16 protein-coding genes are annotated in these 18,289 nt (G+C 72.7%); 4 read left to right on the plus strand and 12 right to left on the minus strand.

Annotated elements, in window-relative coordinates; genetic code table 11:
• Positions 1 to 6: 6 nt before the first annotated feature.
• The 7 genes from ACFZAM_RS34185 to ACFZAM_RS34215 all read right to left on the minus strand — a co-directional run bounded on the left by ACFZAM_RS34185 (position 7) and on the right by ACFZAM_RS34215 (position 7,685).
• A complete protein-coding gene (locus tag ACFZAM_RS34185; RefSeq protein WP_391051751.1) occupies positions 7 to 684 on the minus strand; it encodes an FCD domain-containing protein in 678 nt (225 codons plus the stop codon).
• A 323-nt stretch (positions 685 to 1,007) separates the two neighbouring features.
• A complete protein-coding gene (locus tag ACFZAM_RS34190) occupies positions 1,008 to 2,456 on the minus strand; it encodes an aldehyde dehydrogenase family protein (RefSeq protein WP_391051753.1) in 1,449 nt (482 codons plus the stop codon).
• A 75-nt stretch (positions 2,457 to 2,531) separates the two neighbouring features.
• The gene (locus ACFZAM_RS34195; protein WP_391051756.1) at positions 2,532 to 3,461 is read right to left on the minus strand and encodes a dihydrodipicolinate synthase family protein; all 930 of its coding nucleotides are present in this window, start codon (positions 3,459 to 3,461) and stop codon (positions 2,532 to 2,534) included.
• Positions 3,458 to 5,014, minus strand: coding sequence for an FAD-dependent oxidoreductase (locus tag ACFZAM_RS34200; protein WP_391051759.1), 1,557 nt, complete (start codon positions 5,012 to 5,014; stop codon positions 3,458 to 3,460). The genes ACFZAM_RS34195 and ACFZAM_RS34200 overlap by 4 nt, the downstream gene beginning before the upstream one ends.
• Positions 5,001 to 5,261 carry a 2Fe-2S iron-sulfur cluster-binding protein gene (locus ACFZAM_RS34205; protein WP_391051762.1) on the minus strand — a complete coding sequence of 87 codons (261 nt, stop codon included), beginning with the start codon at positions 5,259 to 5,261 and terminating at the stop codon, positions 5,001 to 5,003. The genes ACFZAM_RS34200 and ACFZAM_RS34205 overlap by 14 nt, the downstream gene beginning before the upstream one ends.
• Entirely contained in the window at positions 5,258 to 6,442 is a 1,185-nt protein-coding gene (locus ACFZAM_RS34210; RefSeq protein ID WP_391051764.1) for an FAD-dependent oxidoreductase, read from the minus strand. The genes ACFZAM_RS34205 and ACFZAM_RS34210 overlap by 4 nt, the downstream gene beginning before the upstream one ends.
• A 43-nt stretch (positions 6,443 to 6,485) precedes the next feature.
• Complete coding sequence (locus ACFZAM_RS34215) at positions 6,486 to 7,685, minus strand: MFS transporter (protein WP_391051766.1); 1,200 nt, start codon at positions 7,683 to 7,685, stop codon at positions 6,486 to 6,488.
• Between the two features lie 56 nt (positions 7,686 to 7,741).
• Between ACFZAM_RS34215 and ACFZAM_RS34220 the strand changes: the two genes are divergently transcribed.
• From ACFZAM_RS34220 to ACFZAM_RS34230, 3 genes are all read left to right on the plus strand, one after another.
• The gene (locus tag ACFZAM_RS34220; RefSeq protein ID WP_391051769.1) at positions 7,742 to 8,320 is read left to right on the plus strand and encodes a CGNR zinc finger domain-containing protein; all 579 of its coding nucleotides are present in this window, start codon (positions 7,742 to 7,744) and stop codon (positions 8,318 to 8,320) included.
• A 152-nt stretch (positions 8,321 to 8,472) separates the two neighbouring features.
• Positions 8,473 to 8,883 (plus strand): MazG nucleotide pyrophosphohydrolase domain-containing protein, encoded by a 411-nt coding sequence (locus ACFZAM_RS34225; protein ID WP_391051771.1) that lies wholly within the window; start codon positions 8,473 to 8,475, stop codon positions 8,881 to 8,883.
• A 23-nt stretch (positions 8,884 to 8,906) separates the two neighbouring features.
• Entirely contained in the window at positions 8,907 to 9,707 is an 801-nt protein-coding gene (locus tag ACFZAM_RS34230) for an SAM-dependent methyltransferase (RefSeq protein ID WP_391051774.1), read from the plus strand.
• Here the strand turns inward: ACFZAM_RS34230 and ACFZAM_RS34235 are convergent.
• From ACFZAM_RS34235 to ACFZAM_RS34255, 5 genes are all read right to left on the minus strand, one after another.
• Positions 9,687 to 10,958, minus strand: a complete 1,272-nt coding sequence (locus ACFZAM_RS34235) for an isocitrate lyase/phosphoenolpyruvate mutase family protein (RefSeq protein ID WP_391051777.1) — start codon at positions 10,956 to 10,958, stop codon at positions 9,687 to 9,689. The genes ACFZAM_RS34230 and ACFZAM_RS34235 overlap by 21 nt on opposite strands.
• A gap of 195 nt (positions 10,959 to 11,153) precedes the next feature.
• The gene (locus tag ACFZAM_RS34240) at positions 11,154 to 12,071 is read right to left on the minus strand and encodes an ABC transporter permease subunit (RefSeq protein ID WP_391051780.1); all 918 of its coding nucleotides are present in this window, start codon (positions 12,069 to 12,071) and stop codon (positions 11,154 to 11,156) included.
• The gene (locus ACFZAM_RS34245) at positions 12,068 to 13,285 is read right to left on the minus strand and encodes a sugar ABC transporter permease (RefSeq protein WP_355343533.1); all 1,218 of its coding nucleotides are present in this window, start codon (positions 13,283 to 13,285) and stop codon (positions 12,068 to 12,070) included. The genes ACFZAM_RS34240 and ACFZAM_RS34245 overlap by 4 nt, the downstream gene beginning before the upstream one ends.
• A gap of 49 nt (positions 13,286 to 13,334) precedes the next feature.
• Positions 13,335 to 14,576: an extracellular solute-binding protein gene (locus ACFZAM_RS34250; RefSeq protein ID WP_391051784.1), complete on the minus strand. Its 1,242-nt coding sequence runs from the start codon at positions 14,574 to 14,576 to the stop codon at positions 13,335 to 13,337.
• Positions 14,577 to 14,798: 222 nt separating this feature from the next.
• Positions 14,799 to 15,884, minus strand: a complete 1,086-nt coding sequence (locus ACFZAM_RS34255) for a substrate-binding domain-containing protein (RefSeq protein WP_391051787.1) — start codon at positions 15,882 to 15,884, stop codon at positions 14,799 to 14,801.
• Between the two features lie 165 nt (positions 15,885 to 16,049).
• On the opposite strand from ACFZAM_RS34255, the gene ACFZAM_RS34260 reads away from it, so the two are divergent.
• Positions 16,050 to 18,278, plus strand: a complete 2,229-nt coding sequence (locus ACFZAM_RS34260; RefSeq protein WP_391051789.1) for a glycogen debranching N-terminal domain-containing protein — start codon at positions 16,050 to 16,052, stop codon at positions 18,276 to 18,278.
• Positions 18,279 to 18,289: the final 11 nt, after the last annotated feature.

Consider the following 18,289-nt stretch of genomic DNA (forward strand, 5'->3'; position numbering starts at 1 on the left):
AAGGGGTCAGGCTTCGGTGTGGCCGGACCACCAGCCGAGGACGTGGCCGATGTGGCGGACCATGAGGTCTTCGCACGCGTCGGCGGAGCCCGCTTCGAGGAGGTCGAGCATCTCCAGGTGCTCGCGGGCGGATGCCTGGAGTTCTTCGGTGGCGACCAGGTCGGCGAGGCCGGTGAGGCGGGTCTGGGCGCGGAGGTCGGCGACGATGTCGTGCAGGCGCGTGTTGCCGACGAGCTTGAGCAGGGTGAGGTGAAAGGTCGTGTCGGCCTGGAGGTAGCGGGCGAGGTCGCCGTCACGGGCGCCGCGCACGATCTCCTCGCCGAGGCCGCGCAGATGGGCCAGGTCGGTGGGGGTGAGCCGGCCCGACAGGCGGCGGACCGCCGGGGCTTCGAGCAGTTGGCGGACGTCGACGATCGCGCGCAGATCGTCCTCGCTCACGGCGGTGACGCGGAAGCCCTTGTTGCGCAGGATCTCGACCATGCCGCGCTTGGCGAGGTTGAGCATGGCCTCGCGGACCGGGGTGGCCGAGACGCCGAAGCGGGCGGCGAGGGTCGGCGCGGAGAACACCTCGCCCGCGGGCATCTGACCGGAGACGATGGCCGCGGCGATCGCCTCCTCGACGCGCTCGCGCAGGCTGGTCGAGGGGGTGAGCAGCCCCAGAGATGTGCTGTCCTCAATCGCCATGATCGTCCCCATCACCAGTCAACAGCCATTCCCTGTCAGTGCAATGGCACATCTTACCGATTGGTCAGGTCCCGCACGCGGCGTGTGACGGGACGACCGTGTCGAATGCGGCGGCCGTCGGGGCGTGGCGCGCGCACGGTGAGTCCGTCCAATCCGGCCGCTGCCGCGTCCTCGGCGAACCGCCGGTAGGGGTCCCGGTCGTGGAACGGACGGGTCCCGTCGAGTGCCACCTGGGCGGTGCGCCGGATCTGCTTGCCCGGCGCCATGGCGACGATCGCCGTGTCCGGATTCCGGCTCCGCCCGGTGACCGCCGCCAGCCGCTGTCAGGCGGAGCGGTGTCCCCAGTTCTGCGACGCACCCGCTGCCGCGCGCCGCTGGGGAACCCGCCAGGGGTTGTCGTCGCGCAACGGCGCAGGCAGCAGCTCCGGCGGGCAGTCCTGGAAGACCACTGGGCGCAGGAAGCGCTGGATCGCGGCCGTGCCGACGGACGTCGTCGCCGGGGCGGTGGTGGCGGGAAATGGCCCCCCGTGCTGCATCGCGGGGGTCACCGCGACGCCGGTCGGCCAGCCGTCGAACAGCAGGCGGCCCACCCGTTCCCTCAGCACCGCGACAAGGCCGCGCAGCCACGCGTCGCTCTCCCCAGCGGCGCGGTGCACCGTGGCGGTGAGCGCGCCGGGGAACAACTCCCCGACCGCCGCCACCAGGAGGTCGAGGCGGTCGGGGTCGTAGCGCACGACGACCGACAGGGGGCCGAACGCCTCGTCGAGCAGTGTGGCGCGGTGCTTCAGCAGATCGCCGAGTCCGACCTCGACCAGGGTCGGTGCGGCCAGGCTCCGGCCGGATGGCTCGGTCTCCACCGATCCCTCGGCCAGTACGGACACGCCCGGGGTCGCGAGCACGGCGGCGCGGCGCGCGGCGTAGGCGGCGGCTATGCCCTCGTGCAGCAGCGGGTGGCCGGGCACCGCGCCCGCCGCCGAGCCGAGCGTGTCGGCGAGGCCGTGGCCGTCCGGGAGGAAGAGGAAGCCGGGTTTGGTGCAGAGCTGTCCCGCCGAGCCGGACACGCTGGCCACGAAGCCGGTCACGAGGGTGTCGGCCCGCTCGGCCAGCGCGCCCGGTGTCACGACGACCGGGTTCACGCTGCCCAGTTCGCCGTAGAAGGGGATCGGGCGCTCACGTCCGGTGGCGATCGCGGCGAGCAGTCGGCCGACCTTGTAGGAGCCGGTGAACGCCGCCGCGGCGATCCGGTCGTCGTCGCGCAGCAGCCGTACGGCGGCGTCCTGGTCGTGGACCACGTCGAAGGTCTCCGCGGGCAGGCCGGCCGTGGCCACCGCGGCCCGCACCTTCTCGGCGGTCAGCGCCGACAGCCGCGGGTGGCCGGGGTGCGCCTTCAGGACCACCGGACAGCCGGCCGCCAGCGCGGAAGCCGTGTCGCCTCCGGCGACGGAGAACGCGAAGGGGAAGTTGCTCGCGGCGAACACCAGCACCGGCCCCACCGGCAGATTGAACCGCCGCAGGTCGGGACGGGGGCCCAGGACGAAGTCCGGGTCGGCCGCGTCGAGCCGCACGTCGAGGAACTCCCCCTCAGCGCACACGTCGGCGAACATCCGCAGTTGTACGACCGTGCGCTTCAGCTCTCCGGTCAGGCGTGCCTCGGCCAGTCCGGTCTCCGCCATGGCGAGCGGGATCAACTCGTCGGCCGCGGACGACAGCGCGTCCGCGATCGCGTTGAGCAGCGCCGCGCGCTCGGCCGGGGAGGTCTCGGTCAGATCCATGCCGCCTCCTCGGACGGCGTGAGAGCCGCCGGACACGGGCCGGCTGCCGGGCGCAGCCGTCGTCGCGCCCGCATGTCAGGCCGCTTCCGCGGACAGCGCTTCGATGCCGGAGATCGCGCGGTCCATCGCGGCGCGCACCTGCTTCTCGTGGTCAGGGGTGAGCGGTCCGCGCGGCGGGCGGCACGGGCCGCCGTATCGGCCGACCATGTCCATTCCCACCTTGATGGCCTGCACGAATTCCGTCCGCGAGTCCCAGCGGAAGACGGTGACCAGTTGCTTGTAGAGCTCCCGGGCCTGGTCGTACCGCCCGGCGACCATGTGCTCGTAGATCGCGACGGACTCGGCGGGGAAGGTGTTGGGGAAGCCCGCGAACCAGCCGACGGCGCCGTCGAGCATCAGCTCCAGGAGGACGTCGTCGGCGCCCGCGATGATGTCGATGTCGCAGAGTTCGCTGATCTCGAAGGCCCGCCGGACGTCGCCGCTGAACTCCTTGACCGCGACCACCCCGTCGATCTCGGCGAGTTCCGCGATCAGGGGCGGCAGGAGGTCGACCTTGGTGTCGACCGGGTTGTTGTAGATCATCGTCGGCAGGCCGACCCCGGCGATGTGCCGGTAGTGCTCGACCACCTGCTCGTCGCTGGCCCGGTAGAGGGTGGGCGGCAGAGCGAGTACGGCGTCCGCGCCGTCTGCCTTGGCCAGTTCGGCCCAGTGCTCGGCCTGGTGCCAGCCCGCGCCGTGCGCACCGGCCAGTACCAGTCCGCGCCCGCCGACGGCCTCGACGGCCACCTGCACCACGCGGCGGCGCTCCTCGTCGGTGAGCGACGAGTACTCGCCGAGCGAGCCGTTCGGCCCGACGCCGCGGCAGCCGTTGCTGATCAGCCAGTCGCAGTGCTCCGCGTATCGCTCGTAGTCGACGGCGAGCCCTGCGGGGGCGGAGCTGTCCGGCTTGTAGGGCAGCGCCGTCGCGACGATGACGCCGCCGAGGTCGAAGTGCTCACTGGTCATGGTCTGCCTTTCATCGGTGGGGTGTTCTGAGGTCGGTCGGCGGGAAGGGGGGTGGTGGTCGATGGGGCCGCCGCCGGCTGGACCGTGGCGATGTCGCCGAGCCGGACCGGTACGACGATCGGGCGCTGGGCCATACGTCCCTGGTCCAGCGGCGCGGTCGGCAGGAGGTCCTCGACGTTCCGGCCGCAGGTGCGGCCCTGGCACATGCCAAGACCCGCGCGGGAGCTGAGCTTGAGGGAACGCAGCCCGCAGCTCCCGGTGGCGGTGGCCGCGGCGCGCAACCGCTCCGCGGTCACGTCCTCGCAGCGGCACACGACGGTGCTGTCGTCGACCCATGACCGCCAGCCGGGCCGGATGCTGTGTGCGCGGTGCATGCGGTCGGCGAAGGCGCGGTGGCGGGTCACCTCAGCGGTGCCACCGGCCCGGCCCGCAGCGGGCCGACCGGCCGCAGCCCGACCGGCCGCGGCTCGTCCCGCCGCCTCGCCCTCGGCGAGGGCCAGGTCCGCGCCGCCGATACCGGTGATCTCACCGGCCGCGTAGACACCGGGTACGGAGGTGCGCTGTTCGTCGTCCACGCGCACGCTTCCGTCGGCGGTGAGCGCGCAGCCCGCCGAGATGGCGATCTCGGTGCGCGGGACGAACCCGTGGCCGACGCACACCGCGTCGACCTCGATACGCCGCTCGGTGCCCTCGCGCGGTGTCCAGTCGTCGGTGATCCGGGCGACGGTGACGGCTGTCACCCGGTCGTCGCCGTGCGCGGCCACCACGGCCGCGCCGGTGCGATAGGGGACGCGCCGTACGGCCAACGCGCCGGCGTATCCGCCGAGTTCGGCGGACTTGGACAGCACGTCCTTCGGCCGCATCTCGTACGGGCGGGGCAGCCAGCCGCGGGCGATCCGCCGCCAGGTGCTCGCCTCGACGACGCCGACCACGCTCGCGCCCACGTGGAGGAGGCCGGTGGCCACGGGAAGCAGGAACGGGCCGGTGCCCGCGACCAGGACCCGCCTGCCCACGGCGACGCCGTCGCCCTTGGCCATCGCCTGCGCGGCGCCCGCCGTGTAGACGCCCGGCAGGTCCCAGCCCGGGAACGGCAGCGTGCGCTCGTGCGCTCCGGTGGCGATCACCAGGGCGCGGGGTTCGAAGACCCGGCGGCGCCGGTCAGCGCCGTCGGCCGGGCCGACCAGCGTGTGGACGACCGGCGGCCCCGCGTCGCGGCGGTCCACCGCCCAGACCTGGGCGCCGGTGACGATCTCGCAGTCGGGGTCCCGCGTCAGCGCGGCGCGCAGCGCGGTGAAGCGGGACCACTTGTGCTGCGGCGCGTGGCTGTCCGGGGCGGAAGTCCCGGCCGCCGCGTGGCTGTCCTCATCGGAATTCCCGGTCGGCGCATGGCCTTCCGGGGCGGAATTCCCGGTCGCCGCGTGTCGCCAGAACTGGCCGCCCAGGACGGCCGACGCGTCGAGCAGGACGACCCGCGCCCCGCTGAGCCGGGCCGCCCGAGCCGCGGCGAGCCCGGCCGGTCCCGCTCCGATCACCAGCACGTCAACGCTCGACATCGCTCGCCCCCGTCTCGACGATGTCGCCGTCGGCCACCAGCCGTTGGCAGGCCCGCACGTCACCGAGGCCGTTCACCGTCACCAGGCAGTCGAAGCAGACGCCGATGCCGCAGAACAGGCCGCGGGGCCGACCGGTGCCGGCGGTGGTGCGCCAGGAGACCCGGCCCCGCGTCATCAGCAGTCCCGCGACGGTCTGTCCCTGCGGGGCGGACAGCCGTTCGCCGTCCAGCGTCACGGAGATCTTCATCCGGTGGTCTCCTCCTTCAGTCCCAGCGACGGTCGGGTCACGGCGTACGGGGCGGCCGGGATCTCGGGCTCCGCGCCGGTCATCAGCGCGCCGATCAGTTCCGCGGTGCCGGGCGCGAGCCCGATGCCCGCGCCCTCGTGTCCGGTCGCGTGCCACAGGCCGGGCAGCCGGGGGTCGGGCCCGATGACCGGGAGGTGGTCGGGTACGAACGGCCGGAAGCCGCCGTACGCGCGCATGACCGGAACGTCGGCCAGAAAGGGGAAGAGCAGCATGGCTTTGGCGGCGAGTTCGCCGACCACCGCGGCCTCGATCCGCTCGTCGAATCCCCGGCGCTCGCGCGAGGAGCCGATGAGTACGGTCCCGGCCGCCGTCGACTCGACGACGCTGGACGTCTGGAGGGCCGCGTCCCCCGACTCGACGGCTCCGACATAATCCGCGTCGTACACCTTGTGCCGGACGCGGTGCGGCATGCGCGCGGTGACCAGGACGGTCCCGCGTCGGGGCAGCACCGGGAGGCGGACGCCGAGGCCGGCCGCGACCTCGGCGGACCAGGGTCCGGCGGCCACGACCGTGTGCCCGGCGGCGAAGCGCCCGGCCGTGGTCTCCACACCGACGAGCCGTCCGCGGTCCACGACGCCGCCGAGAACGGTGACGCCCTGTCGTACCCGCGCGCCGTGCCGACGGGCAGAGGCGAGCAGCGCCTCCGTCGCGACGGCCGGTTGGACCTGGGCGTCGCCGGGATAGAAGACGGCCGCTTCGACGCGCGGCGTCAGGTCGGGTTCCAACTCGGCGGCCTCCGCCGCCGTCACCGCACGGGCGTCCACGCCCGCCTTCCGCTGGGTGGACGCGAATGCCAGGAGCGCGTCCGCCCCCTCCCCCATCGTCGCGACCACCAGGCCGCCCTTCGCCTCGAACTCGAGGTCGGGGAAGCCGGGCCCCAACTCCTCCCCCAGTTCGGCGGCGAATTCGGTCCACAGGCGGCCGGACAGCACCGCGAGGTCGAGTTCGGCGCCGGGGCCCTTGTCAGAGACCAGGATGTTGCCCTCCCCGCTGGACGACGTCCCTCCGGCGGACGCGCCGCGGTCCAGGACGGTCACCCGGAATCCGCCCATGGCCAACTTCCTGGCCACGGCGGCCCCGATGATCCCGGCCCCCACGATGACGACGTCCGCACTCCGCATTTCAGTAGCATGTCACATGTCACGCGTCATTGATAGACGTGGCTCAGGGCGATACGCGCAGGCCACCGGACGCGCGGCCCGACGCGGGGATGACGGAGAACGCCAGGGCGGCCAGCAGCGCCGTGATCGCGGCGAGGGTCAGCGGGCAGGAGAGGGACCGGCTCGCCAGGGGTCCGGCGGTGGCCGCCCCCAGGGCGAAGGCGGTGATCTTCAGACTGGCGCCCGTGGTGAAGATCTGGCCTCGCAGGTGCGCGGGGGCCTCGCGGTGGCGGACGGCGAACAGGGCGGCGAGTTGGGGGCCTTCGCCGATTCCCGCCAGGAGGAAGGCCGCGACGAGCGCGGCCGGGTGGCCCCATACAGCCAAGGCCCAGGCGGCGGACTGGACGAGGGCCCCGGACCAGATGATCGCGTCGGGGGCCGCCGCACGGGGAAAGCGCGCGAGCGCGGTGGTGGCCAGCAGGGCGGAGACCGCCGCGCAGGACAGCAGGAGGGCGCCGCGGCCGGCGCCGCCCAGGACCCGCTCGCCCAGGAGCGGGAGGCACGCGGTCACCATGCCTTGGGCGACGCAGGAGATCACCGAGGTGAGGGTCGCCCGGGCCAGCGCGGGTCGGCCGAGGATGACCCGGGTTCCGGCGGCGAGGTCGTGGAGCACCGACGTGGCCCGGACACCACGCGCCGGATCTGGGCGGCCGGGCAGCGTCCACGCGGCGGGCAGCGCCAGGGCGATGAGCGTGAGGGAGACGACCACGGCTGTCGAGGCGCCGAGCGCCACCGCCACACCGCCCGCGAGAGCCGGACCGGCCAGGCTCGCGGCGCTGAAGGTCATCGCGTCGAGGGCGTTCGCGCGGTGCAGGCGGTCGCCCGTTGCCACGCGCGGGAGTTGGGCCGTCCATCCGCCGGACAGGGCAGGTCCCAGCAGTCCGGTCGCCACGGCGATCACGATGGTGACGGGGAACGGCAGGCGGGCGAGCCCCGCGAGGATCACGCCGAGCCCGGTCGCGTAGAAGGCGAGGGCCCAGGCGAGCAGGCGCCCCGGTCGTACGGCTCGGTCGAGGAATGCGCCGAGCAGCGGCCCGCCGACCGCGGCGGAGACCGTGATGCCCGCGAGCAGCGAGGACGCGGTGGTGGTCGAACCGGCGAGGGCGAAGCCCGCCAGCATCAGGGCCGGTCCCGACATCTCGTCGCCGGTACGGGCGGCGACCGCTCCGGTGAGATAGCGGCGGAGCGTGTAACGGTAACTCATCTCCAGGACGTTACGCAGGTAACTCAAATGTCGGCAAGATGCGTTACATTCGACAGATGTCCTCCCACAGCGACGACTGGTCCACCCGGCACTCGGTGCTGGCCACCGCGCGGCGGACGGCCGCCCTGCTCAACGTCCTCGCCGACGAGCGCCCCGACCCGGCCGGGGTCGCCGACACGCTCCGCGCGTACGGCGAGGCGGAGCCGATCGACCTGACCACCGGCGACGTCGCGGCCATGCGCGCGGCCGCCGCCCTGCTGCGACCCGCCTTCGCCGCCGAGGACGCCGACGCCGCCGCGGCCGTCCTCAACCGCCTGCTCAAGGACCACACGGGACCGCTGCGCCTGTCCTCGCACGGCGGCGGCACGCCGTGGCATCCGCACCTCGACCACGACGACGAAGCCCCCTGGGACGAATGGCTCCTCGCGTCGTCGTGCATGGCCCTGACCGTTCTCGTCTGGGACCGCCAGCGCCCGCCCGGTGGGATCTGCTCCTCCCCCAGTTGCCGGAACGTCTTCCTCGCGCAGGGCAGCGGTCCCGAACGCCGCTACTGCTCCCGCCGATGCGCGACCCGCGAACGCGTCGCGGCCCATCGGCGCGCGCACGCCACCGGACAGTCGGGCGAGGTCACGTAGCGCGTCGCGGGCGCCGACCGGCGGACCGTCCGCGCGCTCCGGGGCGCGAGGACCGGCCCCGGACGGGCGGCCGGCGGTGGCGGTGGCGGTGGCGGTGGCGGTGGCGAACACCAACAGCCCGTGGCGGCAACGCGGTTGGCTAGAGTCGGCGCATGAACGCTTCCTCACCCGCCGACCTGGTCCGCGCGTTCCACCGCGCCTTCGGACTCGACGTCCGCGATACGCCGACGGAGGTGTCGCCCGCTCTTGCCGCGCATCGCGGGGAGTTGCTCGCCGAGGAGGCGACGGAGGTCGCCGAGGTCTCGGTGACCGGTCCGCTGGACCGTCTGGCGCACGAACTGGCCGACGTCGTCTACATCGCGTACGGCACGGCCCTGGTGCACGGGATCGACCTCGACGCGGTCATCGCCGAGATCCACCGGTCCAACATGACCAAGCTGGGCCCCGACGGACAGGTCTCGCGCCGGGCCGACGGCAAGGTGCTCAAGGGGGAGCACTACGAAGCCCCGGACGTGTCAGCGGTGCTGCGCCGCCAGGGCTGGGCGCCCGGCGGCGCGAGTTGAGGACTCCGGGAGAATCGCCGTCCATGGACGCCGACAGCGCGAGGCCGCACGCGGGACGCATGCTCGACTTCTATCTCGGCGGCACCCTGCACACCGCCGCCGACCGCGCCGCCGCGCGGCGGATGCTGGAGGTCAATCCGCATCTGATCACCAGCGCGCGCGTGAACCGGCGGTTCATCGACCGGTCGGTGCGGTATCTGGTCGGCTCCCGCGGGATCACGCAGTTCCTCGACCTGGGGTCGGGCATCCCGACCCGTACGCCCGAATACCCGAATCTGCACGAGAGCGCGCAGGCCGTCGACCCGGCCTGCCGTGTCGTGTACGTCGACAACGACCCGGCCGTCCGCGCGTACGCGGCCGAGCTGCTGACCAGCACACCGCGGGGCCGGGCCGTGTACGTGGAGGCCGATGTCACCGACGGCGCGGCGCTGTACGAGCGTCCGGAGATCGCCGGCGTCCTCGATCTCACTCGGCCCGTGGCGCTCGGCATGAACGCGCTGCTGCACTTCTTCGCGGACGACGCCCAGGCGCGCGGGCTGGTCGAAGCCTTCACCGGGCCGTTGGCGGCGGGCTCGCATCTCACCCTCACGCACATCACGCGCGACTGGGCGCCGGAGGTCATGGACGCCCTCGTCCGGCTGTACCGCGAGGACGTCACGGACGGCGGCGCCCGCTCGCGCGCCGAGATCGAAGCGCTCGTCGGCGGACTCGACGTCGTCTCCCCCGGTGTCGTCAATCCTGCCAACTGGCGCCCCGGCCCCGGCGACGCCCTCGTACCGGCCGAGCAGGTCAACCTCTACGCGCTACTCGCCCGGGTCACTTAGCCCCTGGACCTCGGCGTACGAGGGGGCGGTGAGATCCGTCGGCCGCCCGTCCCGAATGGCCGTCGCGGTGGAGACCGCCGAGGCCAGGGCTCCTCGGTAGAGGAGGGAGCCGAGGCTGACCCTGCGTACGCCCATCGCGGCCAGTTCGGCGAGGGACGGTCCGCTCGGCGCGTACAGGATGTTCAGCGGTACGACGAGGGACGACGTCAGGGCGGTGATCTCGTCCGGGTCCGACAGTCCGGGGACGAACACCCCGTCCGCACCGGCCTGTTCGTAGACCGCGAGGCGGGACGGGGTCGTGTCCTGCTCGCGGCCGAGCCAGTGGGTGTCGGTGCGTGCGTTCACGAACAGCGCCGGTACGGCGGATTTGACGGCGGCGATCTTCGCGGCGTGCAGGGCGACGGGGGCGAGCGTGCCGTCGGCGCGGCCGTCCTCGAGATTGATCCCGGCCGCGCCCGCCGCGTACAACCGCTCGGCCAGTGCGACGACTTCGGCCACGTCGTCGCTGAAGCCGCCCTCGGCGTCGACGGTGAACAGGAAGGAGCCGCGGCCGAGTCGGCGGGCCAGGGCCACGGTCGCGTCCGCGGTGGCGGCGGCGCCGTCCGGCAGGCCGAGGGCCGCGGCCACGCCCAGGCTGGTGGTGCCGATGGCGGGAAAGCCGCCCGCCGCCAGGGCGGCCGCGCTGGCGTAGTCCCAGGCGTTGGGCAGCAGCAGCGGGGCGGCCTGGTGGTGCAGGCGGGCGAAGGGGGTGAGCGGGCGCCGGAGCAGCCCTTCTGCCAGGGCGAGCGCGTGGGCGCGGCCGGGGCAGACGCGGGGCGGGGCGCCGAAGGTGAGGGGTACCGGGTGGGTGCGGTTGGCGGTCGCGAGGTCGAGGAGCACGGTGTCGCCCGCGGCGATCTCGCGGCCCGCGATCCGGGTGGCCGCGACGGCGACGCGCCGCATGCCCCGTACCGGCGGGGCTTCCCGCAGCACCCGCACTCGGGTCTCGCTGTCCGAACCTTCCGAGCCGTCGGCGGCTGCCGCATCCCGTAGCGTCACGGGTTCCAGCCGCGCGAGTTCCGCCTCGACCAGAGCGCGCCGTCGGCGGTGCGTCCGCCCGGAGCTGAAGCGGGCGACGGCGGACCGCAGCCACGCCACGCTCGCCCCGGCGGACCCGACGTCCCCGGCCGGCGGTTCCGGTACGAGCGCCGGATCGGCGAGCGCCGCCCGCACGTCCGCCCAGCGGTCGAACTCATGCGTCTGATGCCTCATGGCCCCGACGCTACGACCGGATCGTTTCGGCGCCGGCCGAAGCGTCCCCGCCGCGCCGCCGCACCCTCGGCGGCCCGACGCGGACGCCGGCACACCACACCCGGCGGGCGCCCTGTCAGGTGGGCGCCCGCCGGGGGGACTGAGGGGCCCGGAGGCCGTGGGCGGGGTGCGGAGTGCGGAGTGCGGGTCGGGAAGCTACTCCTTGACCGCGCCCGAGTTCGCGCTGCGGACGAAGTGCCGTTGGAAGACGAAGAACAGCAGCGCGACCGGGATCGTCGACAGCAGGGCCGCGGTGAGCTTCAGCGGATACTGCGTACCCGCGCTGAGGCCGCCGGAGACCAGGTGGGCCAGGCCCGTGGTGAGGGTCTCGTACTGCGGGGACTGGGTGGCGACGAGGAAGTGGGTGAACTCGTTCCAGGAGCCCTGGAACGACAGGATGGTCAGCGTGATCAGCGCGGGCTTGGCCATCGGCAGGACGACCGACCAGAAGGTGCGGAAGACGCCCGCGCCGTCGATCCGCGCCGCTTCCTCGACTTCCTTGGGCACCGACACGAAGAACTGCCGCATGATGAACACCCCGGCCGCGTCGACCAGCAGCGGCACGATCATTCCGGCGTAGCTGTCGAACATCCCGAGCTGGTTGAGCACCAGGAACTTCGGGATGAGCAGGACCACGCCGGGCACCGACATGATCGTCAGCAGCCCGTTGAACAGCAGGTTGCGGCCCCGGAAGTCCAGCCGGGCCAGGGCGTATCCGGCGAGTGAGTCGAAGAAGACGCGTCCGGCGGTGATGAAGACCGTGACCACGATCGAATTGGCCAGCCAGCGGGTGAACGGCACCGCGTCGCCGGTGCCGCCGAGGCCGAACAGGCGCCGGTAGGAGTCCAGGGAGAACGGGTTCGGCAGCAGCGACAGGGGATGGGCCGCCGCGTCCGGGTCCGTCTTGAGCGAGGTCGCGATCTGGACGAAGAACGGCAGGACGTACAGCAGTCCCATGCCGATCAGCAGCCCGTACACCACGATCCGCAGCACCCGGCTGCCGGAGGACCGGCTGCCGGGACGGCCTTTCGCTGACCGGCCGGAGGAGCGTCGTTCCATCGTCCCGGCGCTCATGACGTCCTCCCTCGCACCAGCCGCGCCCGCAGTCGGCTGAATCGTGTGACCGCGTCGCGGTCGCGCAGCAGGACGCGCTGCACCAGCGTCATCACCAGGATGATCGCCAGCAGCAGGAAGGCGATGGCCGCCGCGCGCCCGTAGTCGGCGTCCTGGAATCCCGCGGTGTACGACAGGTAGGCGGGGGTGAGGGTCGTGTTGGCGGGTGCGCCCTGGCTCATGACGTACACCGCGTCGAAGACCTGCCAGGTGCCGATCAGTCCGAGGGTGACGACCAGGAAGAGCACCGGGCGCAGCGCGGGCAGCGTCACGTTGCGGAACGACTGCCAGCGGTTGGCGCCGTCGAGCAGCGCGGCCTCCTCCAGCTCCGCGGGTACGTCCTGGAGCGCGGCGAGGAAGATCAGCATGTACGTGCCCGAGCTGGTCCAGATCGCGAGGATGATGATGGTGCACATCGCGATGGAGGGTCCGGCCAGCCAGTCCCACCAGGACAGTCCGAGGAAGCCGTGCGCGGCGAGCGCGGGCACGGGCTTGTCCGGGTCGACGATGCCGAGGCCGCCGAGCACGGTCCACACCAGGCCGTGCGCGTCGGTGAACCACTTCGGTCCGGTGATGCCCACCCACTTCAGCAGCGCGTTGACCGCGCCGCTGCCCTGGAAGAGGAACAGGAACACCGTGGATATGGCGATCGAGCTGGTCACGGACGGGAAGTAGAAGACCGTGCGGAACAGGCTCTTGCCCTTGACGCGGCGGCTGTTGACCGCCACGGCCAGAGCCAGGGCCAGGGCCGTCTGGACGGGGACGACCAGCAGGACGTAGTACAGATTGTTGCGGATCGACGTCATGAAGAGCTGTCGGTCCTGACCCGGCCGGGTCAGCAGATCGGAGTAGTTGCGCACCCCGACGAAGTCGGCGGCGCCGCTGAAGGGGTTCGACTGCCCGTTCCAGTGCAGCAGGCTGACCCACAGCGCCATGCCGATGGGCAGGAGCAGGAAGAGGCCGAGCACGACCACCATCGGGCTGACGAACAGCCAGCCCCACAGGCCCTGATGCCCCTTGATCGCCCGGTCGCGGCGCCCGCCGCCGAAGCGGGGACCGCGGCGCGTACCGGCGCTCGCCGTCCCGCCGCCGCGGGCGCCCCGTGTGCCCGTGCCTCCCGGCGGGGCTCCCGGCCCCGCCGGTGCGGCGACGGCGCCGCTGCCGTGCTGGCTCATCTCTTTCTCCTCCTGCTCCTGCCCCCGCGGTGCTGCCCGGCCGGTACGGTCAGTTGTCGCTCTTGAGTACCTGGTCGCCGTTGGTCTGGAGGCTGGACAGGATCTTCTTGGGATCGCCGGTGGCCAGCCCGGACAGGTCGGTGTCGAACTGGGCCAGGACCTTGGTGAAGCCGGGGACGGTCACCGGACCCTGCGCGAAGGCGGTGCCGTCGGCGAACGCCACGCTCGCCGGGTGCTTCTCCTTGAACGTCGCCAGCGCGCTGTCGCGCGAGGGCAGCACACCGATGGCGTCGGCGAAGGACAACTGCTGGTCGACGGTGGTGAACGCCTTCACCAGATCGACGGCCGCGTCGTGGTGGGCGCTCTTGTTGGCCACGCCCCAGCAGTTGCTGAAGGACAGCGTGCCCTTGCCCTTGGGACCCTCGGGCAGCGGGACGACCTTGTAGCCGACCTTCGGGTAGTCCGCGGTCATCGCGCCGGTCAGCCAGTTGCCCTCGATGGTCATCGCGGCCTTCTGGGTGCCCAGTGCCTCACCGCCCCAGCCCGTGTCGACCTGCTTGGGGAACTTCATCACGCCCTCGTTGAGCAGCTTCTTCACATACGTCAGCGCCTCGACGTTCGCGGGGCTGTCCGCGGTGACCTTGCTCTGGTCGGCGTTGGTGACCCAGCCGCCGGCCTGCTTCATGAAGGGGCCGAGCTGGTTGTACGAGGCGTTCACGACCAGACCGGTGGTCTTCTTCGTCGTGAGCTTCTTGGCGACCTTCTCCAGGTCGTCCCACGTCTTGGGGTAGTCCGCGTCGGTGAGCCCGGCGTCCTTCCACATGGCCGTGTTGACCGCGAGCGCCAGCGTGGAGCTGTCCTTGGGCGCGCAGACGAACTTGTTGTCGTAGGTGAAGGACGCGCGTAGCGCGCTGTTGAAGTCGTCCTTGTCGGAAAGCTGGTCACCGTAGGCGTACAGCGAGTTGCCCTTGGCGTAGTTGGCGAAGACGCTGGAGCCGACGTAGAAGACGTCCGGCGGCTTGCCGCCCGCCAGGGCCTGGCCGAGCTGCTGGTCGAGGTTCTGGGCGGCGATCACCGAGACGGTGTTGCCGGTCTTCTTCGCCCACGCGGTCGCGGCCTGCTTCACGGCGTTGGTCTCGTTGTCGCCCGAGGAGCCGATCATCACCGTGAGGCTCTGCTTGCCGCCCGAGTCCTGCTTGCCGCTGCTGTCGCTGCCGAAGTTGGACGAACACCCGGCGACCAAGAACACCCCGCACACGGCGGTGGCGGTCGCGGCTCTGCGTACTGTCATCGTTTCTCTCCAGGACTGTCCGGATCATCCGGAACCTACGGAACTCCGCGAGCCGGGCGATGAGGGCGCCCGATGCGGTGGGCCAGCGTGGCCGTGCCGCTTTATCGCTTTGTAGCTTTATGGCGTGACAGACGTGTCCGGTCTGCCAGGTCAGGACCGTGGGGCGCGGTCCATGTCACCCCACGGTCCTTCAACCCTTCGGACCAGGCGGTCCGTCGGGAACTAGGGGGCCGACTGCCGGTCGTCGGGCGACGTCGCGGCGGAAGGTCCCGCCGCGGAGCTCTCCCGGACGATCAGCTCCGGCGTCAGCAGCACATGCTCGGGATCGGCCTGCGGGTCGCCGATGCGCGCCATGAGCAGCCGGGTGCAGACCCGGCCGACCTCTTCCAGCGGCTGACGGACGCTGCTGAGGCCAGGACTGAGCAGACCGGCCGCCGGGGAGTCGTCGAAGCCGACCACCGCCACGTCCCGGCCGGGGGTCCGGCCGCTGTCGCGCAGCGCCCGGTAGCAGCCCAGTGCCAGGGTGTCGCTGGCCGTGACGACCGCGGTCACGCGGGGCAGGACCCGCGCCACCGCGTCCCGCGCCGCGTTCACGTCACCCACCGAGGAGACCCGCAGGTCACGCACCGGCAGGTCGTGGCGCCGCATCGCCTCACGCCAGCCCGCGGCCCGGTCGTCGCCGACGCCCGAGCCACGCGGCCAGCCGAGGAAGGCGATCCGGGTGTGTCCGGCGGCCACGAGCTGGTCGACGGCCGCCGACGTACCGTACGCGCCGTCCACGTCGACCCAGTCGCCGGTGTCGCGGGCCGACCAGGACCGGCCGAACGCCACGAAGGGTACGCCACGTTTGTGCAGCCAGGCCGGGCGCCGGTCGCCGCGGTGGGTGTTGCTCAGCACGAACGCGTCGACCGAGTGGTCGCGCAGCAGCGCGTCGTAGCGGTCGACCTCGTCGTCCGCGCCGGACCGCGCCGCGAACAGCAGCACACGGTACCCCGCCTTGTCCGCGGAGTCCGACAGCGCGTGCAGGAAGTCGTCGAGCACGGGGGTGGACTCCCCCGCGAACGTCGGCTGGATGGCATAGCCGATCAGCCGGCTGGACCGGGTGCGCAGCGAGCGGGCGGCCTGATGCGGCCGGTAGTCCAGTTCGCTGATCGCCTCACGGACCCGCTCCAGCGTGCGGGGCGCGAGCAGGTCGGGCGAGTTCAGCGCGTTGGACACGGTCTGTACGGACACGCCGGCGCGCTGGGCGACCAGAGCCAGTGTCACCGGCTTGTTGTTGCGCCCGCCTGAGCTGGTCGTACGCGGCACCACGGCCTCCGTTGTCCATGCGCCGCACCACTCGAAATGCGGCGCTGCATCTTCGATGGATCGATAAAACTCCCTTTCACTGCTGGTTGGCAAGGGTTAGAGTGAATTTTGATCGATCCAAATTCTGAGGCACCATCTCGGTCCACCGACGAGAGGCACCACCCTGTGAACACGGCCGTCCAAGGGCACAGCACCGCGAACCCGTCTCCCACGGACGTCGTCACCGAGGGCTTGCAGCCCTTCCTGCACGACGCCTGCACCACGCTCTACGCGCCCAGCCTGGTGCTGTCCCGACCAGGCGGGGACATCTCCGCCGGTGCGGACGGCTTCTTCCACGGCGACCGCCGGGTGCTGTCGAGCCTGGCGGTCCGGGTCGAGGGCGTCCCCCTGATCCCGGTCGGCCACACCCTCGGCCCCGCCGACAGGACCGCCTTCCGCGCGATCCTGCGCGGTGTCGGGGAACACACCGCCGACCCCGCGGTCACGCTGCGCCGGGTCCGCTCGGTGGCGCCGGGCACGCTCCGCGAGGAGCTGGAGATCGTCAACGCGGGGCTGCGGCGGATCCGTCTCGACGTGGTGGTCGCCGCGGCCACGGACCTGGCGCGGATGACCGACGTCAAGTCCGGGCGCACGGTCGCCGCGCTCCCCGCGAGGGCCGAGGACACCGGGCTGACCTGGGGCGACGACGAGCTGACCGTACGGCTGCGGCCGGTGTCGGTGGCCGTGACCGCTCCCGGTGCCGGTGCCGGTACGGTGTCGGGTCCGGCGTCCGGCCGCGCGCCGATGCCGGGACAGGACTCCGGCGACGGTTCAGGACCGCGCGAGCCGCTGGTCGACGCCGACAGCGGTGAGCTGCGTTACACCGTGGAGGTGCCGTCGGGCGGCACCTGGCGGGCGACGGTCGAGTGCGGTGTCAGCGACGCGGAGCCGGACCAGTTCCCGGCCGTCGCGCGGGACGCCGTACCGTGGTCGCCCACCGAGCTGCGCAGCGCCGACGGCCGTCTGGACCGGCTGCTGGCCCGGTCGGTGGGCGACCTGGAGCGGCTGCTTCTGTCGGACCCGCTGCACCCCGAGGACCGTTTCCTGGCCGCCGGGTCGCCGTGGTTCCTGACGCTGTTCGGCCGGGACTCGCTGTGGGCGGCGCGGATGCTGCTGCCGCTGGGCACGGACCTGGCCGCGGGGACGCTGCGCACGCTGGCCCGGCGCCAGGGCACCGTCACCGATCCCCGTACCGAGGAGCAGCCCGGCAAGATCCTGCACGAGGTGCGCCGCGAGACCCTGCACCTGGCCGAGGGCGCGAAGCTCCCGCCGGTGTACTTCGGCACCGTCGACGCCACCCCGCTGTGGGTGATCCTGCTGCACGACGCGTGGCGCTGGGGTCTCGACCCGCGGCAGGTGCGCGAGCTGCTGCCGCACGCCGAGGCCGCCCTGGAGTGGCTGGCCACGTATGGCGACGCGGACGGCGACGGGCTGCTGGAGTACATCGACACCACCGGCCACGGGCTCGCCAACCAGGGCTGGAAGGACTCCGGCGACTCGATCCGCTGGCGCGACGGCCGTCTCGCCAAGGCGCCGATCGCGCTGTGCGAGGTCCAGGCGTACGGCTACGAGGCGGCGATGGCGGGCGCGGCGCTGCTGCGGGCCTTCGACCGGCCGGGCGCCGAGCGCTGGGAGCAGTGGGCGGACCGACTGCGCAGCCGCTTCCGGGAGAGCTTCTGGGTCGAGGACGAGCAGGGCCGCTACCCGGCCGTCGCCCTCGACGCCGACAAGCGTCCGGTGGACGCCGTGACCTCCGGCTTCGGCCACCTGCTGGGCACCGGGCTGCTGGACCCGCAGGAGAGCGCCCTGCTGGCCGCCCGGATCGCGGGACCCGAGCTGGACTGCGGTTTCGGGCTGCGCACGCTGAGCACGGACTCCACCGGTTTCAACCCGTTCGGCTACCACATCGGCTCGGTCTGGCCGCACGACACCGCCATCGCGGTGCACGGCCTGGTCCGCGCCGGATTCCCCCGCGAGGCCGCCAAGCTGGCCGAGGGCCTGATCGCCGCGTCCGCAGGTTTCGACGGACGGCTGCCGGAGCTCTTCGCCGGGCACGGCTCCGAGCTGGACAGCGCGCCCGCCCCGTATCCGGCGGCCTGCCGTCCGCAGGCGTGGTCGGCGGCCTCCGCCGTCCTGCTCGTCCAGGCCGCGCTCGGGCTCGAGGCCGATGTGCCCGGCGGGTCGCTGCGGATGTCCCCGCTGGCGGCGGGCCGTCTCGGCCCGCTGACCATGAGCGGTCTGCGGGTCGGCGAACAGCCGCTGGCCGTACGGCTCGACGCGGACGGCCGGGCGGGGGCCGACGCTCCCGACAGCCTGACGGTGGAGGGCGCGGACCGCTTCGGCGCGGCGGGCTGAGCGCCGCCGCG

Source organism: Streptomyces sp. NPDC008079 (assembly GCF_042957385.1).
Taxonomy (GTDB): domain Bacteria; phylum Actinomycetota; class Actinomycetes; order Streptomycetales; family Streptomycetaceae; genus Actinacidiphila.